Genomic DNA, 21,358 nt, shown 5'->3' on the forward strand with positions numbered 1-21,358 from the left:
GCGGTGCGGGGCGGGACCGGGTCGCCGGTCCCGCCCCGCCGCGCGTTCAGGGCAGGAGGGTGTCGAGGAAGGTGTTGCTGAAGACCCGGTAGGGGTCGTAGGCGTCGAGCTTGGCGACGCCCGCGTCGAAGTCGTCGCCGGCGGGCTGGCCGGCGTTCATCGCGGCGCGGTAGGCCGCCATCCGGGCGGTGTCGGTCCACACGCCGCCGGGCGCGCAGGCCCAGCCCTTGGACCACTCGGGCCGGACGGTGGCGTAGGAGCCGGTGTAGTTGGCCAGGATCCACGCCTCCATCTCGGCGTAGAATTCGTCGCAGTGCGGGGTGCCGGGGACGGTGCCCATGTCGAGCCAGACGCAGGTGTCCCACTCGGGGTGGTCGGGGCGGGGCCGGAGCGAGGAGAGCTGCGGGCTGACGGCGCCCGCGACGCCGTCCACCTCGCCCGGCTTGTCGAGGCCGTTCACGCGGATCTCGAACGGCATGTTCATCGGGTAGTTCCCGTTCGCCTTGTAGGCGTTGATCGTCGCCATGTACCGGGTGTAGAACTCGCTGACGACGCGCTGGACGTTCGCGCGGGCGGTGATGACGGCGAAACCGGTCTCCACGATCCGCAGCGTCGACCGCTCGACCCACAGCCACACGTTCTTGGACTTGCCCCAGATGTCCCAGGTGCCGGTCGCGATGAGGCCGGAGCCGATGACGGCCATCTGCCCGTTGGTGTAGGTCGGGGTGCCGGACACGTTGCCGCGCACGATCTGCGAGACGAAGTCCGACTGGTCCTGGTTCACGAAGTTGACGAAGTCGAAGTTGTAGGGCGCGGTGACCTTCTTCGACAGCAGCGGCTTGCTCGGCGCCACCGACCACATCTTGATCCACGGGACCGTGGTGAACGGGAAGTACAGCACCTCGATCCGCCCGTACCTGTCGACGAGCCTGGCGAAGGACGAGGAGCCCGCGCTCGCCGGGGGCGCGAACACGTCCGTCACCTGCGTGCTGTACCAGGACTGGCAGCGCACGTTCTGGTTCGCGCCGACCTGGAGCGTCACGTCGGTGACGAACGCCCGCCCGAGGTGCGACAGGAACGGCGCGATGTCGGGGTCGGTGCGCTGGAAGGTCTTCAGGACGTAGGCGCCGCCGTTCCACACGACGGCGGTGAGCGCCCGGATGCTGTTGCTCATCGACCCGTAGGACATCCCGGCGGGGCGGCTCTCCCCCGTCGCCGGGACGCACGAGCCGTGCGCGTTGATCGCCAGGACGCCGCCGACGGTGATGCCGCCGGGGAAGGGGATGCTGAGGAAGCCGAGGCCGGCGTCCTCCAGCGTCTGCACGAGGCTGTCCATGAGGCAGCCGGTCTGCACGGTGACGGTGCGGGGGCTGCCCGCGTTGACGGTCGCCCTGGTGAGGTGCTGGGTGGTGTCGACGAAGATCATCTTGTCGACGTTCGCGCCGTCCGGCACGAGCAGCGGCGACCAGTTGTGCCCCATGCCGCGGGCCCGGACGCGGTAGCCGTTCGCGCGCGCCCAGTTGGCGACGGTGACGACGTCGGCGGGGGTCTGCGGCGCGCAGGTCCAGGCCGCCTCGATCCTGATCTCCTCGGACCAGTTCTCGAACGCCTGCTGGTAGAGGGCGAGGCCGGCCGGGAAGCCGGGCGGGGCGGGCAGCGTCGCGGCGGCCGAGGCGGCCGGGACGCGGAACGCCGGGGTCCAGCCGAGCGCGGCGCCGAGGGCGCCGGCGCTCGCGGCGGCGAGCAGGCCGCGGCGGGACAGGCCGGCGGGGGCGCGCTCGCCGGGGTGGTTCTCGGCGGGCCGGTCGGGGTGGTGGTCGGGGTGGTGCGTCGACGGGTTCGTCATACCCGGTTCCCTGCTTTCGTGCTGACAGGGTCCGGGGTGGCTCGCGCCTTGAAATGCCGCCCAGGACGTGACGAGACATCGGTTCGGCAGGGCGCGCCGGCGCGCCGTGCGGGGGGTGGGACGGCCGCGCCGCGGGCGCGGCCGCAGGATGCTGCGACGTCTAGGAGGGTTATATGACCTGTCTCACATCCGGTCAAGCATTTGCTTGGCCGACCCGTCCCGCACCGGCCGCGGGCGGGCGGCGGCGCGGCCGGGCGGGGCGGTCGGACGGCGCGGGCGGGCGGGCGGGGCGGTCAGACGGCGGCGTGCAGCCAGCGGACGGGGGCGCCGTCGCCGGCCCGGCGGAAGGGCTCGAGCTCGTTGTCCCAGGGCGTGCCGAGCAGCCGGTCGAGCTCGATCTCCAGGGTGGTCTTGCCGACGGCGGCGTTGGCCATGACGGCGCGCAGCCGATCCTCAGGGATCATGATGTCGCCGCTGGCGCCGATGACGCCGCTGAACACCCCGAGGGTGGGCGTGAAGCTGTACCGGACGCCGTCGCACCCGGGGGTCGGGTCCTCGGTGACCTCGAACCGGGCGAGCTTCCAGTTGCGCAGCGCGGAAGTGATCCCGGCGGCGACACCGGCCCGGCCCTCCCAGTGCAGCTCGGCGCGGAGCGTCCCCGGAGCGGCCGGCTGATCGGCCCATTCCAGGGAGACGGGCACGCCGAGGACACCTGCGGCCGCCCACTCGATGTGCGGGCTCAGCGCAGGTGGCGCGGAGTGGACGTAAAAAACGCCACGTGCGGTCACCGGACCTCCAGGATCTGTACTGAGGCTCGTCTTCCCCTACGGCCTCGTACGCCTCAAGGCAGCGTCCGCGTGACTCATTCTGCATCATCGACACGGAACGCACCACTGCGCGAGCGCTGTTTGCCGAACCATTGCCCCGGCGCCCTACCCCCTGCGGGCGCCTTTCGTGCCGCCCGACAATGATCTTTGTAGATTTCGACGAACCCGGCGAAGCGGGAATTCCACCTCCGGTGGGGGGCGAGCCGACCTGCCGGAACGTCCGGGCCGGGGACGCGCGGCGGACCCGCCGTCCCGATTGCGCGATTGTCCGGCCGCCCCTTCGCGGGACCTACCCGATCCCCTTTTCCGGGCCGAACAGAACCCGTCAGGTGCGGACGCCGGCGCGCCGGGCCGGTCCCCCGCCGCCCGCCGGGGCGGCCCGTCCGCGCGTCCGGCGGGGCTCCGGAAATGGCTTTGCCGCTCGCGCCCTCTGGGGCGCGAGCGGCAAAGGTGCTCAAGGGGGGCGGCGGGGCCCTGTCTGTGCAGCGGGGTTCGTTGTCAGGATTCCCAGGGTCGGCGTCCCGTAATCATCAGGGATCGGAAACAACCTGGACGCGAACGGGTAACCGCGCCTTCACGTTCCGTGCCCGGAGCGCTAGTTTGCAGGTGGCGGGGCCCGCGAAGGAGACTTCGTTGGCCGAAGAAGGACGGGACTCCGGCGAGCTGGTGCGCCGGGCGCGCGCCGGCGACGGCGGCGCCTGGACCGAGCTCGTCGAGCGGTACAGCGCGCTGCTCTGGTCGATCGCGCGCGGGCACGGGCTGCGCGACGCCGACTGCGGCGACGTCGTGCAGATCACCTGGCTGCGGCTGGTGGAGCGGCTGGACGCGCTCGACGCCCCGGCCGCCGTCGGCGGCTGGCTCGCGACGACGGCGCGCCGCGAGAGCCTCCGGCAGGCGCGGCTCGGCGACCGCGAGGCGCCGGGCCCGGCGCCGGACGCGGCGGGCGCGTCGTCCGCCGCGCCGGTCGAGCAGGTCGTCGCCGGGCGCGAGCGGCTCTGCCGGGTCGGGGCCGCCCTCCAGGACCTTCCCCGCCGCTGCCAGCACCTGCTGCGCCTGGTCGCGCTCGCGCCGGGCCAGGCGGAGCTGGCGGCGGCCCTGGACATGCCCGTCGGCAGCCTCGGCCCGACCCGCGTGCGCTGCCTGGCCCACCTGCGGCGGAGGCTCGCCCCGTGAGCGGGCCCGCGGACGAGGCCGAGCTGGCCGCCGGCATCCGCGCCGCGTTCCTCGCCGCCGACCCGGTGCCCGAGGGGGTGCTGGCGGCGGCGCGGGCCGCGCTCGCCCTCCGGCTGCCCGGCGCGGCTCTCGCCGGCCTCGCCGCCGACGACGCGTCCGCGCCCGCCGGCGCCCGCGCGACAACCGCCACGCGCACGCTGACCTTCACCGGCGGCGGCGTGACGGTGGAGCTGGAGGCGTCCGGCGACGGGGAGGTCACCGGACGGCTGACCCCGCCGTCGCCCGCCCGGGTCCGGCTGCGGCGCCCCGCGCACGCCGACCGCACCGCCCTCGCCGACGAGGAGGGCTGCTTCGCCCTGCCCTGCGTGGGCGAGGGCCCGGTCAGCCTGGTGGTCGAGCCACCGGGCGGAGACGCGGTGGTGACGAGCTGGATCCGGCTCTGACGCGCGCGGCGCTCGCCGACCCCGGCGCCGTCCACCGCCGCTGCCGTCCGGGCGGCGCCGCACCCGACCCGTTCGCGGCCGGCCTGGCCGCCCGCGAACTGGCCCGCCCGGCCGAAGCCGCCGCCCTCCTACGGGCGGCGGCCGAGAACACGCCGTCCGCAGCCCCGCATCTGGCGGCCGCGCTCGCCGACCTGGGCGAGGTCGATGAGGCACTGCGGGTCGCGGACGCCGCCCGCGCCGCCCTCACCGGCCATGATGCTGACCGGCTGGTGGCTGTGGTGGCGCGGGTTCATGCTCGTGCTGGGCGGCTTGTGGAGGCGCGGAGGGTTGCCGAGCGTGTTCTGCCTCGCCTGCGCGACGACCCGGCCGCGCTCGCCGACCTCGCTGACGCCTACCGGGGCGCCGCCGCCGCCCGGGTTCTGCGGCGGGCGATCGAGGTGGCCGACGGTGCCGGACTGCGGCACCTCGCGGCGTCCTGCCGGGCGCGGCTCGCCGCCGTTCTTGCGGCGGAGGGCGACGTCCCGGGCGCGCTCGCGCTGTACGCCGAGGCCGAGCGCGGCCTGGCGGGCGAGCGCCGCGCGCTCTGCCGGACGGGACGCGCCGGGGCGCTCCTCGCCGCCGGGCTCCCCCGCGAGGCCCGCGACCTGCTCACCACGGCGGACGGAGGTGACGACCTGCTGCTCCTCGCGCACGCCGAGTTCGCCGACGACGAACCGCTGCGGGCGGCGTCCACCGCCGAACGCGCCCGTGCGGTCTTCGCCGGCCAGGGACGCGCCGGCTGGGCCCTCGCCGCGTCCGCGCTGGCCGTGCGCGGCCGCTGGGCCGGCGGGGAGCGCTCGCCGGAGCTGGCCGGCGCCGCCCGCGCCCTGATCGGACCGCTGGAAGGCGCGGGCTGGGACGCCGCCGAGGCGCGCATCGTCGCGGCCCGGCTCGCCCTGCACCTGGGGCATCCCGCCGGGCCGCTCCTCGCCCCCGTCCTCGCGGCGCGCGGGCCGGGCGCGCGGCGGGCGGCGGCCTTCCACGCCCTCGCCCTCGACCGGCTGGCGTCCGGCGACCGGCGGGGCGCGCTCGCCGCCGTCTGGCTCGGCCTGGAGGTCCTGCACGAGCACGCCGAGACGATCGGCGCGGCCGAGCTGCGCGCCCGCACCGCCGGCCTCGGCGCCGACCTCGCCGACCTCGGGCTGGCCCTCGCCCGCTCGGCCCGCGAGCTGCTGCGCGCCGACGAGCGCCGCCGCGCGATCCTGCGCCGTCCCGCCGCCCTGCGGCCGCCGCCCGACCCCGAACGGGCCGCCGCCCTCGCCGAGCTGCGGACGCTGAGCGCCGAGCAGACCACCGCGACCCTGCGCGGCGGCGCCTGCCCCGTGCTCGCCCGGCGCCTCACCCGCCTGGAGCGCACCGTCCGCGCGGCCGCGCTCCGCCGCCCCGGCGCCGCCGACGGGCGGCCCGGCGTCGACCTGCACGCCCTCGCCGACGCCCTGGACGGCCGCGAGCTCGTGCAGCTCATCCGCGTCGGCGCCGAGCTGCACGCCGTCACCGTCCACGACGGCCGCGTCCGGCGGCGCGTCGCCGCCGATCACCCGGCGGCGGTCCGCGACGCCGCCCTGCTGCGGGCCGCGCACCGGCGGCTGCTGGACGGCCGGGACGCCGAGCGGTCCCGCGCCGACCTGGACCGGACGGCCGCGCGCCTCGCCGGGCTCGTCCCCGGCGACCGCGAAGTGGTGATCGTCCCGACGGGCGCGCTGCACGGGCTGCCCTGGGCGGCGCTGCCGTCCCTGGCGGGCCGCCCGTTCAGCCTCGCGCCGTCGGCCGCCGCCTGGCTGCGCGCCGCGCGGGCCGAGCCGGGGCGCGGCGGGACCGTCCTCGTCGCCGGCCCGCACCTCGCCCACGCCGCCCGCGAGGTCCGCGCGCTGCACCGCCTGCATCCGGGCGCGCGCGTCCTCACCGGCCCGCACGCCCGGCCCGAGGCCGTCCGCGACGCCCTGGACGGCGCCCGCCTCGCGCACCTGGCCGCCCACGGCGCGCACCGGCCGGGCAACCCGCTGTTCTCCCGCCTCACCCTCGCCGGCGGCGCCCTCCTCGCCCACGACCTGGACGACCTGCGCGCGCCGCCGCACCGCGTGGTGCTGTCGGCCTGCGACGTCGGGCAGGGCGGGCCGGGCGACGCCGCCGCCGGCATGGCGGGCGCGCTCCTCGCGCTCGGCACCGCCACCGTGATCGCCAGCGCCGCGCCCGTCGCGGACGCCGACGTCCCCGCGTTCATGGGCGCCGTCCACCGGCGCCTCGCGGCGGGGGACGGCCCCGCCGCCGCGCTCGCCGCCGCCCTCCGCAGCCCCGGCACCCTCGGCTTCGCCGCGATGGGCGCCGGGTGAGGACCCGTCAGTTCTCGCCGGTCGCGACCGGGTTGGACGGGTCGGCGACCCAGTTCGACCACGACCCCACGTACAGGGCCGCGGGCACGCCCGCGATGGTGAGCGCGAGGATCTCGTGCGCGGCCGTGACTCCCGAGCCGCAGTAGGCGCCGACGTCCAGCGCGTCGGTCGCGCCGAGCTTGGCGAACCGCTCGCGCAGCAGCTCGGGCGGCAGGAACCGGCCGTCGACGCCGACGTTGCCGGACGTCGGCGCGTTCACGGCGCCCGGGATGTGCCCGGCGACCGGGTCGACCGGCTCGTTCTCGCCGCGGTAGCGCTCGGCGGCGCGGGCGTCCAGCAGCACCCCGTCCCCGGCGAGCGCGGCCGCGCCCGCCGCGTCCAGGACGGGCAGCCGCCCGGGGCGCGCGACGAAGTCGCCCGGCGCGGGCGCGGGCACGTCGGTGGTGACCTCGCGGCCGCCCTCGACCCAGCCGTGGTAGCCGCCGTCGAGGACGCGGACCTGCTCGTGCCCGAAGTAGCGGAGCGTCCACCAGAGGCGGGCCGCCGCGGTCGAGTCCGCGTCGTCGTACACGATCACCTGGGCCGCGCCGGACACCCCGGCGCGGCGCATCGCCGCCTCGAACGCCTCCGGCTCGGGCAGCGGGTGGCGGCCGGCGGGGCCGGGCGGGCCGGCGAGGTCGCGGTCCAGGTCGACGAAGACCGCGCCGGGCAGGTGCCCCTTGCGGTAGGACTCGGCGCCCGGCGGCCCGGCCAGGTGCCAGCGGACGTCCAGCAGGATCGGGGGCGGGTCCCGGCGCAGCAGGCGCTCCAGGGCGGGCGCGTCCACGAGTGGGTGCACCCCGCCAGTCTGACCCGAGATGCCGCCGTGCGGGAGGGGCGTGCGCTCGTCGTTCATATCGACGCAGCTTACGTGCGGGCGGCCGTCAGCAGCGGGACCAGCAGCTCGGCCGGCACCAGCGACCCGTGCATGCCGACCATGGACTCCAGCCACGGCTCGCGCTCGGACGCCACCAGCGCGAGGCCGGTGAAGGGGACGGCGACCACGTCGCCGATCCGCTCGGCCATGCCGGGACCGACCGTCCCGAACCAGCCCGCCGCGATCGCCTCGTCCCGCCCCGCGACCCAGCAGCGGTCGCCGAGGACCTCACGCCAGGCGTCCAGCAGGTCGGCGGCGGCGCCGCCGGCGGCGTAGGCGTAGCGGGCGCGGGCGTCGCCGCCGAGCAGCGCCAGGCCCGCGGTGAGGGCGGGCGTGGCGTCCACGTCGAGGCGCTCGTCGGGGTCGACCATGCCGTGGTCGGCGGTGACGTGCAGGGCCGCGCCGTCCGGCAGGGCGGCGGCGAGGCGCTCGGCGAGCAGGTCGACGAACCGCAGCTGCTCGCGCCAGGATTCCGAGCCGCACCCGAACCGGTGGCCGGTGGAGTCCAGGTCGGAGTGGTAGACGGTGACGAACGCCCGGTCGCCCTCGCGCAGCGCCGTCCGGGCGCGCCCGACGAGCTGGCCGAGGCCGACCGCGCCGAGGTAGTCGGCGCCGCGCGCGGTCGCGACGGTGAGGCTGCTGCGGCGGAACGCGGGCGAGCCGATGTAGGCGGTGCGGACGCCGTCGGCGGCGGCGCGCTCGTAGACGGTGGGGACGGGCTGGAACTCCATGGGCTCGACCTGCCCGTCCCAGCGCAGGCAGTTGAGCAGCCGGCCGGTGCCCGGGACCGCGACCTGCACGCCCAGCAGGCCGTGCTCGCCGGGCGTCGCGGCGGTGCCGAGCGAGCCGAGGCTCGTGACGGTGGTCGACGGGAAGCCCGCCGTGAGCGGCCCGCCGGGCAGCGACGCCAGGAACGGCGCCTCCTCGGGGTGGGCGCGCAGCAGCTCCCAGCCGAGCCCGTCCACGATCAGCACGCAGGCGCGCGGCAGCTCCGGCAGGTCCAGGACGGCCGCCGCGCCGGGCACGCCGAGCGAGGCCAGCACCGAGCCGGCCAGATCGGCGAGGGCGCCGGCCCCGTAGCGCGGGACCGGCGCGCTCACCGGGCGGTCGCCGCCGACAGCGCCTCGGCGAACACCAGGACGTGCGCGACGGCGTCGGCTCCGTCGGCGGCCTCGCTGACCCGCAGGGACAGGTCGTCGGCGGTCACGCTGCCGGTGTAGCCGTGGTCGGCCTCGCAGTTCTCGTCGCCGCAGGTGGCGGGCTCCAGGTCGATGTGCGCGATCGCGCCCCAGCCGATGGTGAGGACGACCTCGGTCGGCGCGACGCCCGGCACGTAGGACGCCGGGTCGGGGACGACCCGGGTCACCGCGACCGACTGGACGCGGTCCAGCTTGACGGCCTCGGTGGTGGTGGAGGCGTGCGGCTGCGCCATCCCCTCCCCCGGCGGGTGCTCGTCGGTGTGGCACACCAGCAGCCGGGTCGGCGACAGCACGAGCACCGTGACGTGCCTGCGGACCTCCATCGCGGGGTCGAAGGCGGCCTCGTGGTGGACCACGAAGGCGTTCACGCGCTCCTCGCCTATCGCGGACTCGACCGCGTCCGCGACCAGTGCCGGGTAGTAACCGCTGCGCTCGATCGCCGTGCGCAACCCGTGAGCCGTCGCTCGGGTTTCCCTCATGGCCCCATCCTGCCCTGTCCGGGGCGGCCTCCGCACACGCGGCCCGCGAACACGGTCATAACGTCGCGCCGCGGGTAGGGGTGGGGGCATGGACGACACAGATCCGCTCCCGCCCGATCCGGGGCCGGTCACGCCGCCGGGCCCGTCGCCCGAGCCGCCGCGCCCGCCCGTCCCGCCGGGACCGGGCCCGCAGCCGCCCAGCCCGCAGCCGCCCGGCCCGTCACCGGTGCCGCCGGGCCCCGCGCCCGACCCCATCCCGCCGGTCCCGGTCGAGCCCGCCCCCGGCCCACCGAGCTGACCACCCGGTCACCGACCGTCGAGATGCGGCGTGTTGGGCATTTGGCACGTTCCAACAGCCCAACACGCCGCATCTCGACGGGGAGTGACCGGGTGGTCGGGGTCAGCGGAGGCGGCGGGGGGCGTACTCGGGGCGGGGGCCGAGAGGGCGCTGCAGGCGCAGCGCCGCCCGCCGGACGGTGGCGCCCGCGGCGTCCACCGCGACGGGGTTCAGCTCCAGCCGCGCGACCTCCGGCAGGTCGTGGCCGAGGCGGGAGACGCGCAGCAGCAGGTCCTCCAGCGCCGCGACGTCCACCGGCTCGGTCCCGCGGTGGCCGAGCAGCAGCGGGGCGGTGCGGACGGCCCGCACCGTCCCGGCGGCCTCCACGTCCGTCAGCGGCGCGAGCCGGTAGGCGCGGTCGTCCAGCAGGGCGGCGGTCTCGCTCGCCAGGCCGAAGGACACGACCGCGCCGAACGAGGCGTCCTCGCTGGTCACCACGCGCACCGCGACGCCGCCGCCGTCCCGGTCGGCGACCGGAACGCCGTAGCAGGCCAGCAGCTCGGCGGCCTGCTCCGGCGTCGCGGTGACGGGGCCGGTCCCGTCGCCGAGCCACTCCTCGACGAGCGCGCGCGCCCGCGCGCGGTCGGCGCCGACCTCGGGCAGCCGGCCCGGCGGGCGGCGCCGCCACTGCGCGTAGCGGGTGACGTAGGCCAGGGCGCGGACGGCGTCCTCGGGCGCGGGGTAGGACGGCACCGAGCCCTCCCCCGGCATCCCGTCGGGGCCGGCGACCCGCAGCTCGGCCGGCATGCCCTTGGCGCCGAGGTAGGTCGCCACGATCGGCTTGTCGCTCGCGGCGGCCAGCCGCAGGATCCGCTCGGGGACGCTGACGTCGAAGCCGCCGATCGTCGGCGGGGTGAACAGGGCGACGACCGAGTCCACCGCCTCGTCGGCGAGCGCGGCGGCGAGCGCGTCCTCGTACTCGGCGGCGGTCGCGAGCGGCCCGAGGTTCACCGGCGGGTTCACGTGCAGGCCCTGCGCGGTCGCGGCGTCCTCGGCGAGCAGGCCGAGCGAGTCGGAGTTGTCGATGATCGCGACGCGGTCGCCGGCCGGCAGCGGCTGGTAGGCCAGCAGCTGGGCCACGTCGAACAGCTCCGACAGGTCCTCGACGCGGATCACCCCGGCCTGCTCCAGCAGCGCGCTGACCGCGTGGTCGGGCAGGCTGAGCGCCGTCGCGGCGTGGCCGAGCGGGACGCCCTGGGTGCTGCGGCCGCTCTTGACCACGACGAGCGGCTTGCTGCGCGACAGCCGCCGCGCGAGGCGGGTGAACTTGCGCGGGTTGCCGAGCGACTCCAGGTAGAGCAGGACGGCCTTGGTGGCGGGGTCCTCCTCCCAGTACTGCATGAGGTCGTTGCCGGACACGTCGGCGCGGTTGCCCGCCGACACGAACGTCGACAGGCCGAGGCCCCGCTCGGCGGTGCGCTGCAGGATCGCGATGCCGAGCGCGCCCGACTGCGAGAAGAACCCGACCGGGCCGCGGCCCGGCATCGTCGGGGCGAGGGTGGCGTTCAGCCGCACCTCGGGGTCGGTGTTGGCGACGCCGAGGCAGTTGGGGCCGACGACGCGCATCCCGTAGGCGCGGGCGAGCCGGACCAGCTCCTCCTGCCGCGCCTGGCCCTCCGGGCCGGTCTCCCCGAACCCCGACGACACCACGATCAGCCCCCGCACGCCCTTGGCGGCGCACTGCTCCACGACCTCGTGGACGGCGCCCGCGCGGACGGCGACGACCGCCAGGTCCACGTCGTCGGGGATGTCGAGGATCGAGGCGTACGCGCGGACGCCCGCGACCGCCTTCGCCTCGGGGTGCACCGGATAGACGGGGCCGGTGAAGTCGCCGCCGAGCAGGTTGCGCAGGACCGTCTGGCCGACGCTGTGCTCGGCCCGGCTCGCGCCGATCACCGCGACGGAGGCGGGGAACAGGAGCCGCTGGATCGAGCGGGACTCGGCGCGGTGCTCGCGGGCCGCCATGACCTCCACGGACGTCTCGGTCGGCTCCAGGTCGAGGACGAGCTCGATGACGCCGTCCTCGAAGCGCTGCTCGGCGCGGTAGCCGGCCTCCCGGAACACCCGCGTCATCCGCCGGTTGTCGGGCAGCACGCTCGCCACGAACCGCTGGAGGCCGCGCTCGCGGGCGGCGGCGGCGATGTGCTCCAGCAGGACGGGCCCGACGCCGCGGCCCTGGTGGGCGTCCTCGACCAGGAACGCGACCTCGGCGGTCCCGGGCCGCTTCGGGAGCCGGTCGTAGCGCACCACCGCGATCATCTCCTCGCCGACGGTGGCGATGAGCGCCACCCGCCGGTCGTAGTCGACGGTGGTGAAGTGGGCGATCTCACGCTCGCTCAGCGTCGGGCGCGGCGAGAAGAACCGGTAGTAGATCGTCTCGGCGGACAGCCGGGCGTAGAACACCCGCAGCAGCTCGGCGTCCGCGGGCCGGATCGGGCGCAGGTGGGCGGTGCCGCCGTCGGTGAGGACGACGTCGGCCTCCCACTGGTCCGGATAACCCTCGGTCACCTACCCGAGGGTAGGGCACGCCGCCGGGCGGCCCGGACGCGGGAGGAGATCGGGAAAAGGGCGGCCTTCCGCGGTTTCGCTGCGCGTTCGAGACCTCTTCGAGGGTCAAGAGCTGTTACCTTCGGTCTTACGCCCAGTATGCCGCTCACGCGGGCCGTGTTGATCGAGGTGATGACTCCCATGACGCGCGTGGTCGTGGTCGGCGACTTGATGACCGACACCGTGGCTCGTGCCGCGTTCCCCCTCGCCAAGGGAAGCGACACCCCGGCCGCCGTGTCGTCCCACGGGGGCGGCTCGGGTGCCAACGTCGCCTCCTGGCTCGCCCTGAACGGCGTCGACGTCGCGTTCGTCGGCCGCCGCGGCTCCGACATCGCGGGCCGCAACCGCGACATGGAGCTCATGGGGTACGGCGTCGACGCCCGCCTGGTGATGGACTCCGAGCGCCCCACCGGCACCTGCGTGGTGCTGGTCACCCACAAGGGCGACCGCACGATGCTGTCGGACCCCGGCGCCAACGCCGCGCTGCTGATCGAGGACATCGACCGCTGCCGGGACCTGTTCCACCAGGGCGTCCACCTGCACCTGTCGGGCTACTCGCTGATCAACGAGGGGTCGCGCAAGGCCGCCATCCACACCCTGGACCTGGCCCGCAAGGCGCAGATGTCCATCTCGGTGGACGGCGGCTCGTCGTCGCCGCTGAAGCGGATGGGCGCCGAGCCGTTCCTGGAGTGGACCCAGGGCGCCCGGCTGCTCGTCCTGAACGCCGCCGAGGCCGAGGTGCTGACCGGCCGCGAGCAGCCCGACCAGGCCGCCAAGGTGCTGACCGCCTGGTACCCCCAGGTCGTGATCAAGTGCGGTGCCGACGGCGCCCTCTGGTACACCAACGGCCGCCCCGAGCCGATCGCGGTCCCCGCCGAGCCCGTCGACAAGATCGTCGACGGGACGGGCGCGGGCGACGCGTTCGTCGCCGGGTTCCTGCCGGTCTGGCTGGACGGCAAGCCCCCGGCGGAGGCCCTCACGGCCGGCTGCCAGCTCGCCGTCCAGGCCCTCCAGCACCTGGGCGCCCGCCCGTCCCTCGACGTGATGGACAACCCCATCAAGAACTGACGCCCCGCCGGGCCGCGCCGCCGAACCGCCCCGCACCGGGCGGCCCGGTCACCTGCTGAGCAGCAGGTACAGCACGACGGTCACGACGACGCTGGCGGCGAGCGAGGCCAGGCACCCGAGCCGGCTCGAAAAGAAGAAGAACATGCCGGCCGCCTACCCCCCACCCCCCGATCATGCATCCCCGCGCGGTTCGCGTGCGGCGCGCACGGTGACGTGCCCGCCCTCGGACCCGATCGAGCCGCCCGGACCGCGGCGCCCGGTCCGCCCGCTCGTACCGCCCCGCGTAGGCCCCGCGTAGGCCCCGCGCTCCGAACGCCGCGCCGGGGCGGGCGCCCCGTCCGGCCGTGCCCCCGGCCGTCCCCGGTCAGTTGGGGACGGCGAGGACGAGGGGGAGGACGGCGGGGGCGCCGGCCTCGCGGAGGAGGCGGGCGGCGACGGTGGCGGTCCAGCCGGTGTCGATGCGGTCGTCGATCAGGAGGACGGGGCCGCCGGCGGACGCGACGGCGGCGGCGACGTCGTCGGGGAGGGCCAGGGAGTGCCAGACCGAGCGGAGGCGCTGGGCGCTGTTGTGGCGGCGCGGGGCGGGTTCGCCGAGGGGGATCAGGTCGCCCAGGTGGGGCAGGCGGCCGATCTCGGCGATGCGGCGGGCCAGGCTGCCGACGAGGAGGGGGCGGGTGCGGGAGCCGACGGCGACGACGCCGGCGGGGCGCTCGGCCCAGTCCCAGGCGGCCAGGACCTTCACGACGGCCTGGAACATGTCGTCGGGGATCTCGGTGTCGGGGGCGGAGTCGGCGAGCAGGGCGCGCAGCCGGTTGCCCCAGCCGATGTCGGTGAGGCGGCCGAGGGCGCGGCCCGTCTCGGCCATGGCTCCGGCGGCGATGCGGCCGGAGACGCCGGGGTCGTCCTTGACGCCGGTCGGCCACATGCGGCGGGGCGCGACGTCGACGCCGGGGCGGGCGAGGCGGTCGCGGGCGGCGGCGGCGAACTCGGCGCTGACGGCGGCCGGGCGGTGCGCGCCGGTGCAGTTGTCGCAGCGGCCGCAGGGTGCGGCGGCCGGGTCGTCCAGTTGGCTGCGCAGGAACTCCTCACGGCAGCCGGTGGTGGCGATGTAGTCGAGCATCGCCTGCTGCTCGCGGGCGCGTTCGGCCGAGACGCGCCGGTAGCGCTCGCGGTCGTAGGCCCAGGGCTGCCCGGTGGCCGTCCAGCCGCCCTTGACGCGGCGGACGGCGCCGTCGACGTCCAGGACCTTCAGCATCATCTCCAGCCGCGCCCGGTTGAGGTCGACCTGCGGCTCCAGCGCGCTGGTGGACAGCGGCCGGCCGGCCGCCTCCAGCACGCCGAGGGTGGTGCGGACGACCGGCTCGGGCGGGAACGCCAGGCTGGCGAAGTAGGCCCAGATGTCGCGGTCCTCGCGGCCGGGCAGCAGGACGACCTCGGCGCGGTCGACGCCGCGGCCGGCGCGGCCGATCTGCTGGTAGTAGGCGACGGGCGAGGCGGGGGCGCCCAGGTGGACGATGAAGCCGAGGTCGGGCTTGTCGAAGCCCATGCCGAGGGCGCTGGTGGCGACGAGCGCCTTGAGGGCGTTGTCCTGGAGGTCGCGCTCGGCCTGGAGCCGCTCGGCGGGCTCGGTCTGGCCCGAGTAGGCGGCGACGGCGTGGCCGCGGTCGCGCAGGTAGGCGGTGAGCTCGTGGGCGGCGGCGACGGTGAGGGTGTAGACGATGCCCGAGCCCGGCAGGGCGTCCAGGTGCTCGCCGAGCCAGGCGACGCGCTGCTCGGCGGAGGGCAGCTCGACGACCGACAGGTGCAGCGAGTCGCGTTCCAGGGCGCCGCGCAGGACGAGGGTGTCGTCCTCGGCGAGCTGCTCGGCGACGTCGTCGGTGACGCGGGCGTTGGCGGTGGCGGTGGTGGCGAGGACGGGGATGCCGGGCGGCAGGTCGGCGAGCAGGGTGCGCAGCCGCCGGTAGTCGGGGCGGAAGTCGTGGCCCCAGTCGGAGATGCAGTGCGCCTCGTCGACGACGACGAGGCCGGCGCCGGCGGCGAGCTTGGGCAGGACGAGGTCGCGGAAGTCGGGGTTGTTGAGCCGCTCGGGGCTGACCAGCAGGACGTCGACCGCGCCCTGCTCGACCTCGGCGAAGACCCGCTCCCAGTCGTCGGTGTTGGCGGAGTTGATCGTGCGGGCGGTGATGCCGGCCCGCTCGGCGGAGGCGATCTGGTTGCGCATGAGCGCGAGCAGCGGCGAGACGATCACGGTGGGGCCGGCGCCGCGGGCGCGCAGCAGCCGGGTGGCGACGAAGTAGACCGCCGACTTGCCCCAGCCGGTGCGCTGGACGACGAGGGCGCGGCGGCGCTCGACCACCAGGGCGCGGATCGCCGTCCACTGGTCGTCGCGCAGGCGGGCGTGGTCGCCCGCGAGGGCGCGGAGGCACGCCTCGGCCTCGTCGCGGAGGCCGGCGGCGGTGGGATCGGTGGCGCGCTCGTCGGTGGTGGTCACCCCTCCTTGCTATCAGCCGCCGCCGACACCCCGCACCCGAACCCCGTTCTGTGGATAAGTCCGCCCGGAGCCTGGAATAGGGACAAGTCGGATAAAGGTAACCTCAAGCGCGATCTTGACGGGACGGGACGAGGGGGACGCGTTCGGCCATGGGGCGGGCGATGGAGCGGGTGCGGCACGGCTGGACGGCCCTCATGGACGGCCCGGACCCCGAACCGCCCGAGGACGAGCCGGGCGAGGCGTTCGACCCGCGGGCGATCGACCTCGTGCTGCGGGTCGGCGAGCTGCTGCTCGCCTCCGGGGAGTCCACCGAGCGGGTGAACGAGGCCATGCTGAGCCTCGCCCTGGCCTACGAGCTGCCGCGCGCGGAGGTGCAGGTCTCCTTCACCAGCATCCTGGTGTCGGTGCATCCCGGGGGCGGCGCCCCGCCCGTCACCGGGACCCGCGCGATCCGCCGCCGGACGCCCGCCTACTGGCGGCTGACCGCGCTGCACGACCTGGTGCGGCGGGCGTCCGTCGGGATGCTGGCGCCGGCCGCCGCCCGCGAGCGCCTGCGCGAGATCAAGCACGGCCGCGCGCCCTACCCGCCCTGGCTGATGGTCGTGTCGCTCGGGCTGATCGCCGCGTTCGCGGGCGTCCTCGGCGGCGGCGGGGCGATCGTCGCGGCCACCGCGTTCGTCGCCACGCTGCTCGGCGACCGCGCGGCGGCGGCGCTCGCCCGGCGCGGCGTCGCCGAGTTCTTCCAGCTCGCGCTCGCGGCCGCGATCGGTGCGACGGCGGCGGTGGTCGTGGTCGCGATGGGCAACCCCGGGCGCGCGTCCACCATCGTCACCGGCGCGATCCTGGCGCTGCTGCCGGGGCGGCCGCTCGTCGCGAGCGTCCAGGACGGCATCACCGGCGACCTCGTGAGCGCGGGCGCCCGCCTGCTGGAGGTGTTCTTCATCATCGCCGCGATCGTCGCCGGGCTCGGCGCGGTCGTGTACCTGGCGATGCAGGTCGGCGTCGACGTCAACGTCGGCGAGCTGCCGAGCGCGCCCGCGCTGCTGCGGCCGCTGCCGGTGCTCTCGGCGGCGGGCGTCGCGGTCACCTTCGCCGTATGTCTGGCGGTGCCGCGCGACGTGCTGCTCCCGGCGGCGGCGGGCGGCGCCCTCATCTGGACGGTGTACGCGCTGCTGCTGAACGCGCGCGTGACGCCGGTGCTGGCGTCGGCGGTGTCGGCGGTGTTCATCGGCCTCGCCGGCAACCTGTACGCGCGCCGCCGGCACGCGCCCGCGCTGCCCTACGTCGTCCCGTCGATCGCGCCGCTGCTGCCCGGCCTGCTGCTGTACCGGGGCATGGTCGAGCTGAACACCCGCGACGGCGCCGCCGAGGGCGCGCTCAGCCTGGTGTCGGCGCTGTCGGTGGCGCTCGCGCTCGGCGCCGGGGTGAACCTCGGCGGCGAGCTGGTGCGCGCCTTCCAGCGCGTCGGGCTGAGCGCCTCGGGCCGCTGGGCGCGCCCCGCCGCCCGCCGGACCAGGGGTTTCTGAGGGGCGCCCGGGACTGTCGGTGGCGCCGGTTAGCGTGCCCGGCATGTACCGACAGGGAGACATCCTCATCGTGCCGGTCGCGGAGGACGCCGTGCCGGCCTCCGTCCGCGCCCTTCCGCCCGCCCCCCGCGACGGCCGGGGCCGCATGGTCCTCGCGCTCGGCGAGGCGACGGGCCACGCGCACGCGCTCGCCGCCCCCGGCGAGCTGCGCCGCTCCCCCGACCCCCTCGCCGCCGACCACCTGCATCTGCCCGACGGCGGGCGGCTCGGCCACGAGGAGCACGCCGCGATCTCCCTGCCGAAGGGCTGGTACCGGGTGGTCCGGCAGCGCGAGTACGTGCCCGGCGCGGTCCGGGTGGTGGCCGACTGATGGACGCCCTCACCCGCGCCGCGCTGGTGCTGACCTGGCAGGACGCCGCGTTCGCCACCGGTCCCGCCGACCGCCCCCGCGCCGAGGCCGGCGTCCGCGCCGCCTACGCCGCCGCCGGCCTGCCCGCCCCCGAGCACTTCGTCTGGACGGACTCGCCCGCCGAGGCAGCCCGCGCCGCCACCACCATCGGCGCGGGCGACCTGGGCGCGAGCGTCCGCGACGCCGTCCGCACCGCCCCCTGGGAGGCCGTCCGCGCGGACGCCTACGCCGAGCTCGGCCCGCAGGGCTGGGCCGAGGCGTGGGCCGCGACCGGCGGGCCGCTCTGGGAGCAGACGAGCACCCTCGTCACCCGCATCCGCCAGGGCATCGGCGACGACGACGGCGGCGACGACGAGACGCGGGCCGCGCAGCGCGCCGCGACGCTGGACGCCGTCCTCGGCCAGCACGAGGCGGCCTGGCTCGCGCTGTTCGACTCCCTCGGCCTCCTCGACCCGCTCGCCGGGCTCGCCGAGGTCGCCCGGTCGGCCGGCTGGTGGTGGCCGTTCGAGCGCATCGCGATCCTGTCGGAGCGGCCGACCGAGCTGCACCGCGACGAGCCGGGCCGGCTGCACAACGGCGCCGGCCCCGCCCTCGCCTACCCCGACGGGTTCGCCCTGCACGCCTGGCGCGGCATGCCGATCCCGGCCGACTTCGTCGCCTCCCTCGGCGGCCTCACGACCGCGCGCATCGACGCCGAGGGCAACGCCGAGCTGCGCCGCGTCATGCTGGAGATCTTCGGCTACGACCGGTACCTCGCCGAGACCGGCGCCCGCCCGCTGCACCGCGACGCGACCGGCGTCCTCTGGCGGATCGACCTGCCCGGCGACGAGCCGGTCGTCATGGTCGAGGTGGTCAACTCCACGCCCGAGCCCGACGGCACGTCCCGCGTCTACCACCTGCGCGTCCCGCCCGGCACCCGCACCGCCCGCGAGGGCGTCGCGTGGACGTTCGGGCTCGGCGAGGAGGAGTACCGCCCGCTCCGCGAGACGTGAGCCCCGGCGCCCTGACGGCCCCTTCCCCCCGCCGTCAGGGCGCCGCGCCGCCGGGGACGATGCCGCGCAGCAGCCGTCCCGCCCCGGCCGGACCGGCCTCCGCCAGGGTCAGCGACCAGCGGGCGCGCGGCGGCACGTCCACGCAGACCAGGCCGGGGCCGGGCAGCGTCAGGCCGAACATGCGCGGCCCGCTGCCCGCCAGGGCCGGTTCGCCCCGGCGGCAGGCGGGCCGGTGCGCGTGGGCGCGCCCGCACTGGTAGGCGACCCGCCACGGCCCGTCGGTGTCGAGGTGCACGTTGAGGGCGGTGCGGGCGGCGGCGCGCACCGCCAGCACGTCCGCGCCCAGGCCGTGGTGCTCGGCGGTCAGCTCGGCGGCGTCGCGGGCGGATTCCAGGCGCAGCGTCCAGGTGTTGTGGGCGGCGCTCGGCCAGTCGTCGGCCGGCACTCGCAGGTGGGTGGCGCCGGCCGGGTACACCGGGTTGGTCCAGCCTCCGATGAGGAAGCGCCCTTCGGCAGGCCCCCACAGGAACGCGACCCGCCCGGCCTCCTCGCGGCCGTCCGCGATCGCCACCGCCTCCAGCCGGGCCTCGCCGTCCGCGCCCTGCCGGGCGAAGTGGACGATCGCCGGGGCGCCCGGCTCGGGCCAGTCGATCGCGAAGAGGTGGTCGGCGTCCGAGCGCCCCTGGTAGCGGAAGCGGTCGCCGCTGTAGGCGGGCGCGGGACGGTGCGCGGCGATCCGCTCGGGATCGGCCGGCACCGGGCGCCCCGCCTCCCGCGCCTGGATGCGGATCAGCGCCGTCCGGCCCGCCTCCAGCGCCCGCCGGGTGGGGACGGGGTCGCCCGGGTCCGCCGTCCGCGCCTGCTTGGCCTCCTCGTAGGCGTCCAGGGCGCGGCCGTAGTCGGCGAGCGACTCGGCGTGGACGCGGGGCGCCGCCGGGTCGATGTCGAGGGCGGCGAGCTCCTCGCCGAACCCGGTGATCGCCCGATCGGTCTCGTCGGGGCCGGCGGGCACCGCGGGCGGGGCCGGCGCGCGTCGCCGTAGCCGCCCCGTCAGCAGGCCGAGCGCGTAGGCGACGGCGATGAGTGCGAGTGCCGGCCCGAGGCCCATGACCGCCTCCACGGTTCGTCCCCGGTGATCGTAACCGCGGGGCGGGGCGGTGTCCGCCGCTCAGGTGAGGCGGACGAGCATCTTGCCGGTGTTGGCGCCGCGCAGCATGCCGGTGAACGCGCCCACCGCGCTGTCGATGCCCTCCACGACGGTCTCCTCGTACGACAGCGACCCGTCGGCGAGCCAGCCCGCGGCGAGGCGCGCGTACTCCTCGGCGAGGTCGTTGTGGTCGCCGACGATGAAGCCGCGCAGGGTGAGGCGCTTGCCGACGATGAGGAACAGGTTGTCGGGGCCGGGCACGGGCTTGTCGGCGTTGTAGGCCGACACCGCGCCGCACATCGCGAACCGGCCGCCGGTGTTGGCCGCGGCGATCGCGGCGCGCAGGTGGTCGCCGCCGACGTTGTCGAAGTACACGTCCACGCCGTCCGGCGCCGCCGCCGCGAGCTGCCCCTCCAGGTCGCCCCGGCGGTAGTCGACGGCGGCGTCGTAGCCGAACTCCTCGGTGAGGCGGCGGGCCTTCTCCGGGCCGCCCGCCGAGCCGACGACGCGGGCGGCGCCGAGGTGGCGGGCGACGCGCCCGGCGATGATGCCGACGGCGCCGGCCGCGCCGGAGATGAAGACGGTGTCGCCCTTCTCCACCGGCGCGATGCGGACGAGGCCCGCGTACGCGGTGAGGCCCACCATGCCGAGCGCGCCGAGGTAGGACTGCGGCGGCGCGATCGAGGTGTCCACGACCCGCGCCCACTTCGCGTCCAGCACCGCGTACTCGCGCCAGCCCGCCATGTGCAGGACGGTCGCGCCCTCGGGCACGCCGTCCGCGCGGGACGCGACGACGGTGCCGACGGCGCCGCCCTGCATCACCTCGTCCAGCTTGAACGGCGGCACGTAGGACTTGGTGTCGTTCATGCGGCCCCGCATGTACGGGTCCACCGACATCCAGTCGTTGCGGACGAGGATCTGGCCCTCGCCCGGTTCGCCCACCGGCACGTCCACGGCGGCGAAGTCGGACTCCTTCGGCTCGCCCTTCGGCCGGGCGACGAGGTGGATCTCTCGGCTCGTGCTGGTCCCCGTGGTGTCGTTCACAGCGGTACTCCTTCGGTGTGCGAATAGCCTTCGAGCAGGGCCTCCACGGCCTGCGGCAGCAGCCTGGCGGTGCCGGGCGCGGCCTCGAAGCCGCGGGCGAGCGCCAGGCAGACGTCGGCGGCGTCGGCGGGCGCGGGCAGCCCCGCGGTGGTGAAGATGTCGATCAGCAGCGCGCGCAGCCGGGCGGTGAAGCCCTCGCAGATGCCGCCGAACAGGCGGGCGCGCTCGTCCAGCAGCTCGGCGGTGTGCGGCGAGCCGCCGGGCGGCAGCAGCGCGAGCTTGGCGGCCAGGACGCCGCGCACCCGCTCGCGGGGCGCGGCGCCGGGCCGGGACGCGGCGCCGGCCGCCGCGCCGAGGGCTTGCTCGTGCAGGCGCTCGGCGAGGCGGCGGAACGCGTCGTCCTTGTTGCGGACGTACTGGTAGACCGCCGACCGCGACATGCCGGCGCGCCGCGCGATGTCGTCCATGGTGGTGCGCCGCGCGCCGTACAGCTCCAGGCAGGCGTACGCGGCGTCCAGCACCTCGTCCAGGCGGTCGGCCATGGG

Annotated in this window: 18 protein-coding genes; 7 read left to right on the forward strand and 11 right to left on the reverse strand. The window is 76.5% G+C overall.

Translation table 11 applies throughout. The annotated features are described in order from the left end of the window. Positions 1 to 46: 46 nt before the first annotated feature. Together K1Y72_RS20860 and K1Y72_RS20865 are read right to left on the reverse strand one after the other, a co-directional pair. Positions 47 to 1,846 (reverse strand): cholesterol oxidase substrate-binding domain-containing protein, encoded by a 1,800-nt coding sequence (locus K1Y72_RS20860; protein ID WP_220168076.1) that lies wholly within the window; start codon positions 1,844 to 1,846, stop codon positions 47 to 49. Between the two features lie 293 nt (positions 1,847 to 2,139). Beyond that, on the reverse strand, positions 2,140 to 2,634 hold the full coding sequence (locus tag K1Y72_RS20865; protein ID WP_220168077.1) for a DUF3145 domain-containing protein: 495 nt from the start codon (positions 2,632 to 2,634) through the stop codon (positions 2,140 to 2,142). 672 nt (positions 2,635 to 3,306) lie between these two features. Here K1Y72_RS20865 and K1Y72_RS20870 point away from each other — a divergent pair. Continuing rightward, the gene (locus tag K1Y72_RS20870) at positions 3,307 to 3,846 is read left to right on the forward strand and encodes an RNA polymerase sigma factor (protein WP_258573057.1); all 540 of its coding nucleotides are present in this window, start codon (positions 3,307 to 3,309) and stop codon (positions 3,844 to 3,846) included. Continuing rightward, entirely contained in the window at positions 3,843 to 4,289 is a 447-nt protein-coding gene (locus tag K1Y72_RS20875; RefSeq protein ID WP_220168079.1) for a hypothetical protein, read from the forward strand. Before K1Y72_RS20870 ends, K1Y72_RS20875 begins: the two co-directional genes overlap by 4 nt. Before the next feature lie 128 nt (positions 4,290 to 4,417). Here K1Y72_RS20875 and K1Y72_RS20880 read toward each other — a convergent pair whose 3' ends face one another. Further along, positions 4,418 to 4,753 (reverse strand): hypothetical protein, encoded by a 336-nt coding sequence (locus K1Y72_RS20880; RefSeq protein WP_220168080.1) that lies wholly within the window; start codon positions 4,751 to 4,753, stop codon positions 4,418 to 4,420. Here K1Y72_RS20880 and K1Y72_RS37260 point away from each other — a divergent pair. Next, positions 4,727 to 6,658, forward strand: coding sequence for a CHAT domain-containing protein (locus tag K1Y72_RS37260; protein ID WP_220168081.1), 1,932 nt, complete (start codon positions 4,727 to 4,729; stop codon positions 6,656 to 6,658). The genes K1Y72_RS20880 and K1Y72_RS37260 overlap by 27 nt on opposite strands. Before the next feature lie 7 nt (positions 6,659 to 6,665). Here K1Y72_RS37260 and K1Y72_RS20890 read toward each other — a convergent pair whose 3' ends face one another. The 4 genes from K1Y72_RS20890 to K1Y72_RS20905 all read right to left on the reverse strand — a co-directional run bounded on the left by K1Y72_RS20890 (position 6,666) and on the right by K1Y72_RS20905 (position 12,097). Beyond that, positions 6,666 to 7,496: a sulfurtransferase gene (locus K1Y72_RS20890; RefSeq protein ID WP_308287168.1), complete on the reverse strand. Its 831-nt coding sequence runs from the start codon at positions 7,494 to 7,496 to the stop codon at positions 6,666 to 6,668. A 68-nt stretch (positions 7,497 to 7,564) separates the two neighbouring features. Next, on the reverse strand, positions 7,565 to 8,674 hold the full coding sequence (locus tag K1Y72_RS20895; protein ID WP_220168083.1) for an alkaline phosphatase family protein: 1,110 nt from the start codon (positions 8,672 to 8,674) through the stop codon (positions 7,565 to 7,567). Further along, positions 8,671 to 9,252 (reverse strand): DUF5998 family protein, encoded by a 582-nt coding sequence (locus tag K1Y72_RS20900; protein WP_220168084.1) that lies wholly within the window; start codon positions 9,250 to 9,252, stop codon positions 8,671 to 8,673. The genes K1Y72_RS20895 and K1Y72_RS20900 overlap by 4 nt, the downstream gene beginning before the upstream one ends. A gap of 400 nt (positions 9,253 to 9,652) precedes the next feature. Then, entirely contained in the window at positions 9,653 to 12,097 is a 2,445-nt protein-coding gene (locus tag K1Y72_RS20905; RefSeq protein WP_220168085.1) for a bifunctional acetate--CoA ligase family protein/GNAT family N-acetyltransferase, read from the reverse strand. 180 nt (positions 12,098 to 12,277) lie between these two features. Here K1Y72_RS20905 and K1Y72_RS20910 point away from each other — a divergent pair, with 180 nt between their 5' ends. Next, positions 12,278 to 13,204: a carbohydrate kinase family protein gene (locus K1Y72_RS20910; RefSeq protein WP_220168086.1), complete on the forward strand. Its 927-nt coding sequence runs from the start codon at positions 12,278 to 12,280 to the stop codon at positions 13,202 to 13,204. A gap of 364 nt (positions 13,205 to 13,568) precedes the next feature. Here the strand turns inward: K1Y72_RS20910 and K1Y72_RS20915 are convergent, their stop codons facing one another. Further along, the gene (locus K1Y72_RS20915; RefSeq protein WP_220168087.1) at positions 13,569 to 15,695 is read right to left on the reverse strand and encodes a RecQ family ATP-dependent DNA helicase; all 2,127 of its coding nucleotides are present in this window, start codon (positions 15,693 to 15,695) and stop codon (positions 13,569 to 13,571) included. A 149-nt stretch (positions 15,696 to 15,844) separates the two neighbouring features. Between K1Y72_RS20915 and K1Y72_RS20920 the strand changes: the two genes are divergently transcribed. Genes K1Y72_RS20920 through K1Y72_RS20930 form a run of 3 tightly spaced genes read left to right on the forward strand, consistent with a single transcriptional unit; the run spans position 15,845 to position 18,622 of the window. Further along, positions 15,845 to 17,221 (forward strand): threonine/serine exporter family protein, encoded by a 1,377-nt coding sequence (locus K1Y72_RS20920; protein WP_258573060.1) that lies wholly within the window; start codon positions 15,845 to 15,847, stop codon positions 17,219 to 17,221. 43 nt (positions 17,222 to 17,264) lie between these two features. Then, positions 17,265 to 17,591, forward strand: a complete 327-nt coding sequence (locus K1Y72_RS20925; protein WP_220168088.1) for a DUF8820 family protein — start codon at positions 17,265 to 17,267, stop codon at positions 17,589 to 17,591. Further along, positions 17,591 to 18,622 carry a DUF6745 domain-containing protein gene (locus K1Y72_RS20930; RefSeq protein WP_220168089.1) on the forward strand — a complete coding sequence of 344 codons (1,032 nt, stop codon included), beginning with the start codon at positions 17,591 to 17,593 and terminating at the stop codon, positions 18,620 to 18,622. The genes K1Y72_RS20925 and K1Y72_RS20930 overlap by 1 nt, the downstream gene beginning before the upstream one ends. Positions 18,623 to 18,656: 34 nt before the next feature. Here K1Y72_RS20930 and K1Y72_RS20935 read toward each other — a convergent pair whose 3' ends face one another. From K1Y72_RS20935 to K1Y72_RS20945, 3 genes are read right to left on the reverse strand one after another with little or no spacing between them, the layout of a single operon-like run. Next, positions 18,657 to 19,730 carry a hypothetical protein gene (locus tag K1Y72_RS20935; RefSeq protein WP_220168090.1) on the reverse strand — a complete coding sequence of 358 codons (1,074 nt, stop codon included), beginning with the start codon at positions 19,728 to 19,730 and terminating at the stop codon, positions 18,657 to 18,659. A gap of 60 nt (positions 19,731 to 19,790) precedes the next feature. Beyond that, positions 19,791 to 20,813, reverse strand: coding sequence for an NADP-dependent oxidoreductase (locus K1Y72_RS20940; RefSeq protein WP_220168091.1), 1,023 nt, complete (start codon positions 20,811 to 20,813; stop codon positions 19,791 to 19,793). Then, positions 20,810 to 21,355, reverse strand: coding sequence for a TetR/AcrR family transcriptional regulator (locus K1Y72_RS20945; protein WP_220168092.1), 546 nt, complete (start codon positions 21,353 to 21,355; stop codon positions 20,810 to 20,812). The genes K1Y72_RS20940 and K1Y72_RS20945 overlap by 4 nt, the downstream gene beginning before the upstream one ends. Positions 21,356 to 21,358: the final 3 nt, after the last annotated feature.

The sequence above is a fragment of the Actinomadura parmotrematis genome (assembly GCF_019458805.1).
Lineage (GTDB): Bacteria > Actinomycetota > Actinomycetes > Streptosporangiales > Streptosporangiaceae > Spirillospora > Spirillospora parmotrematis.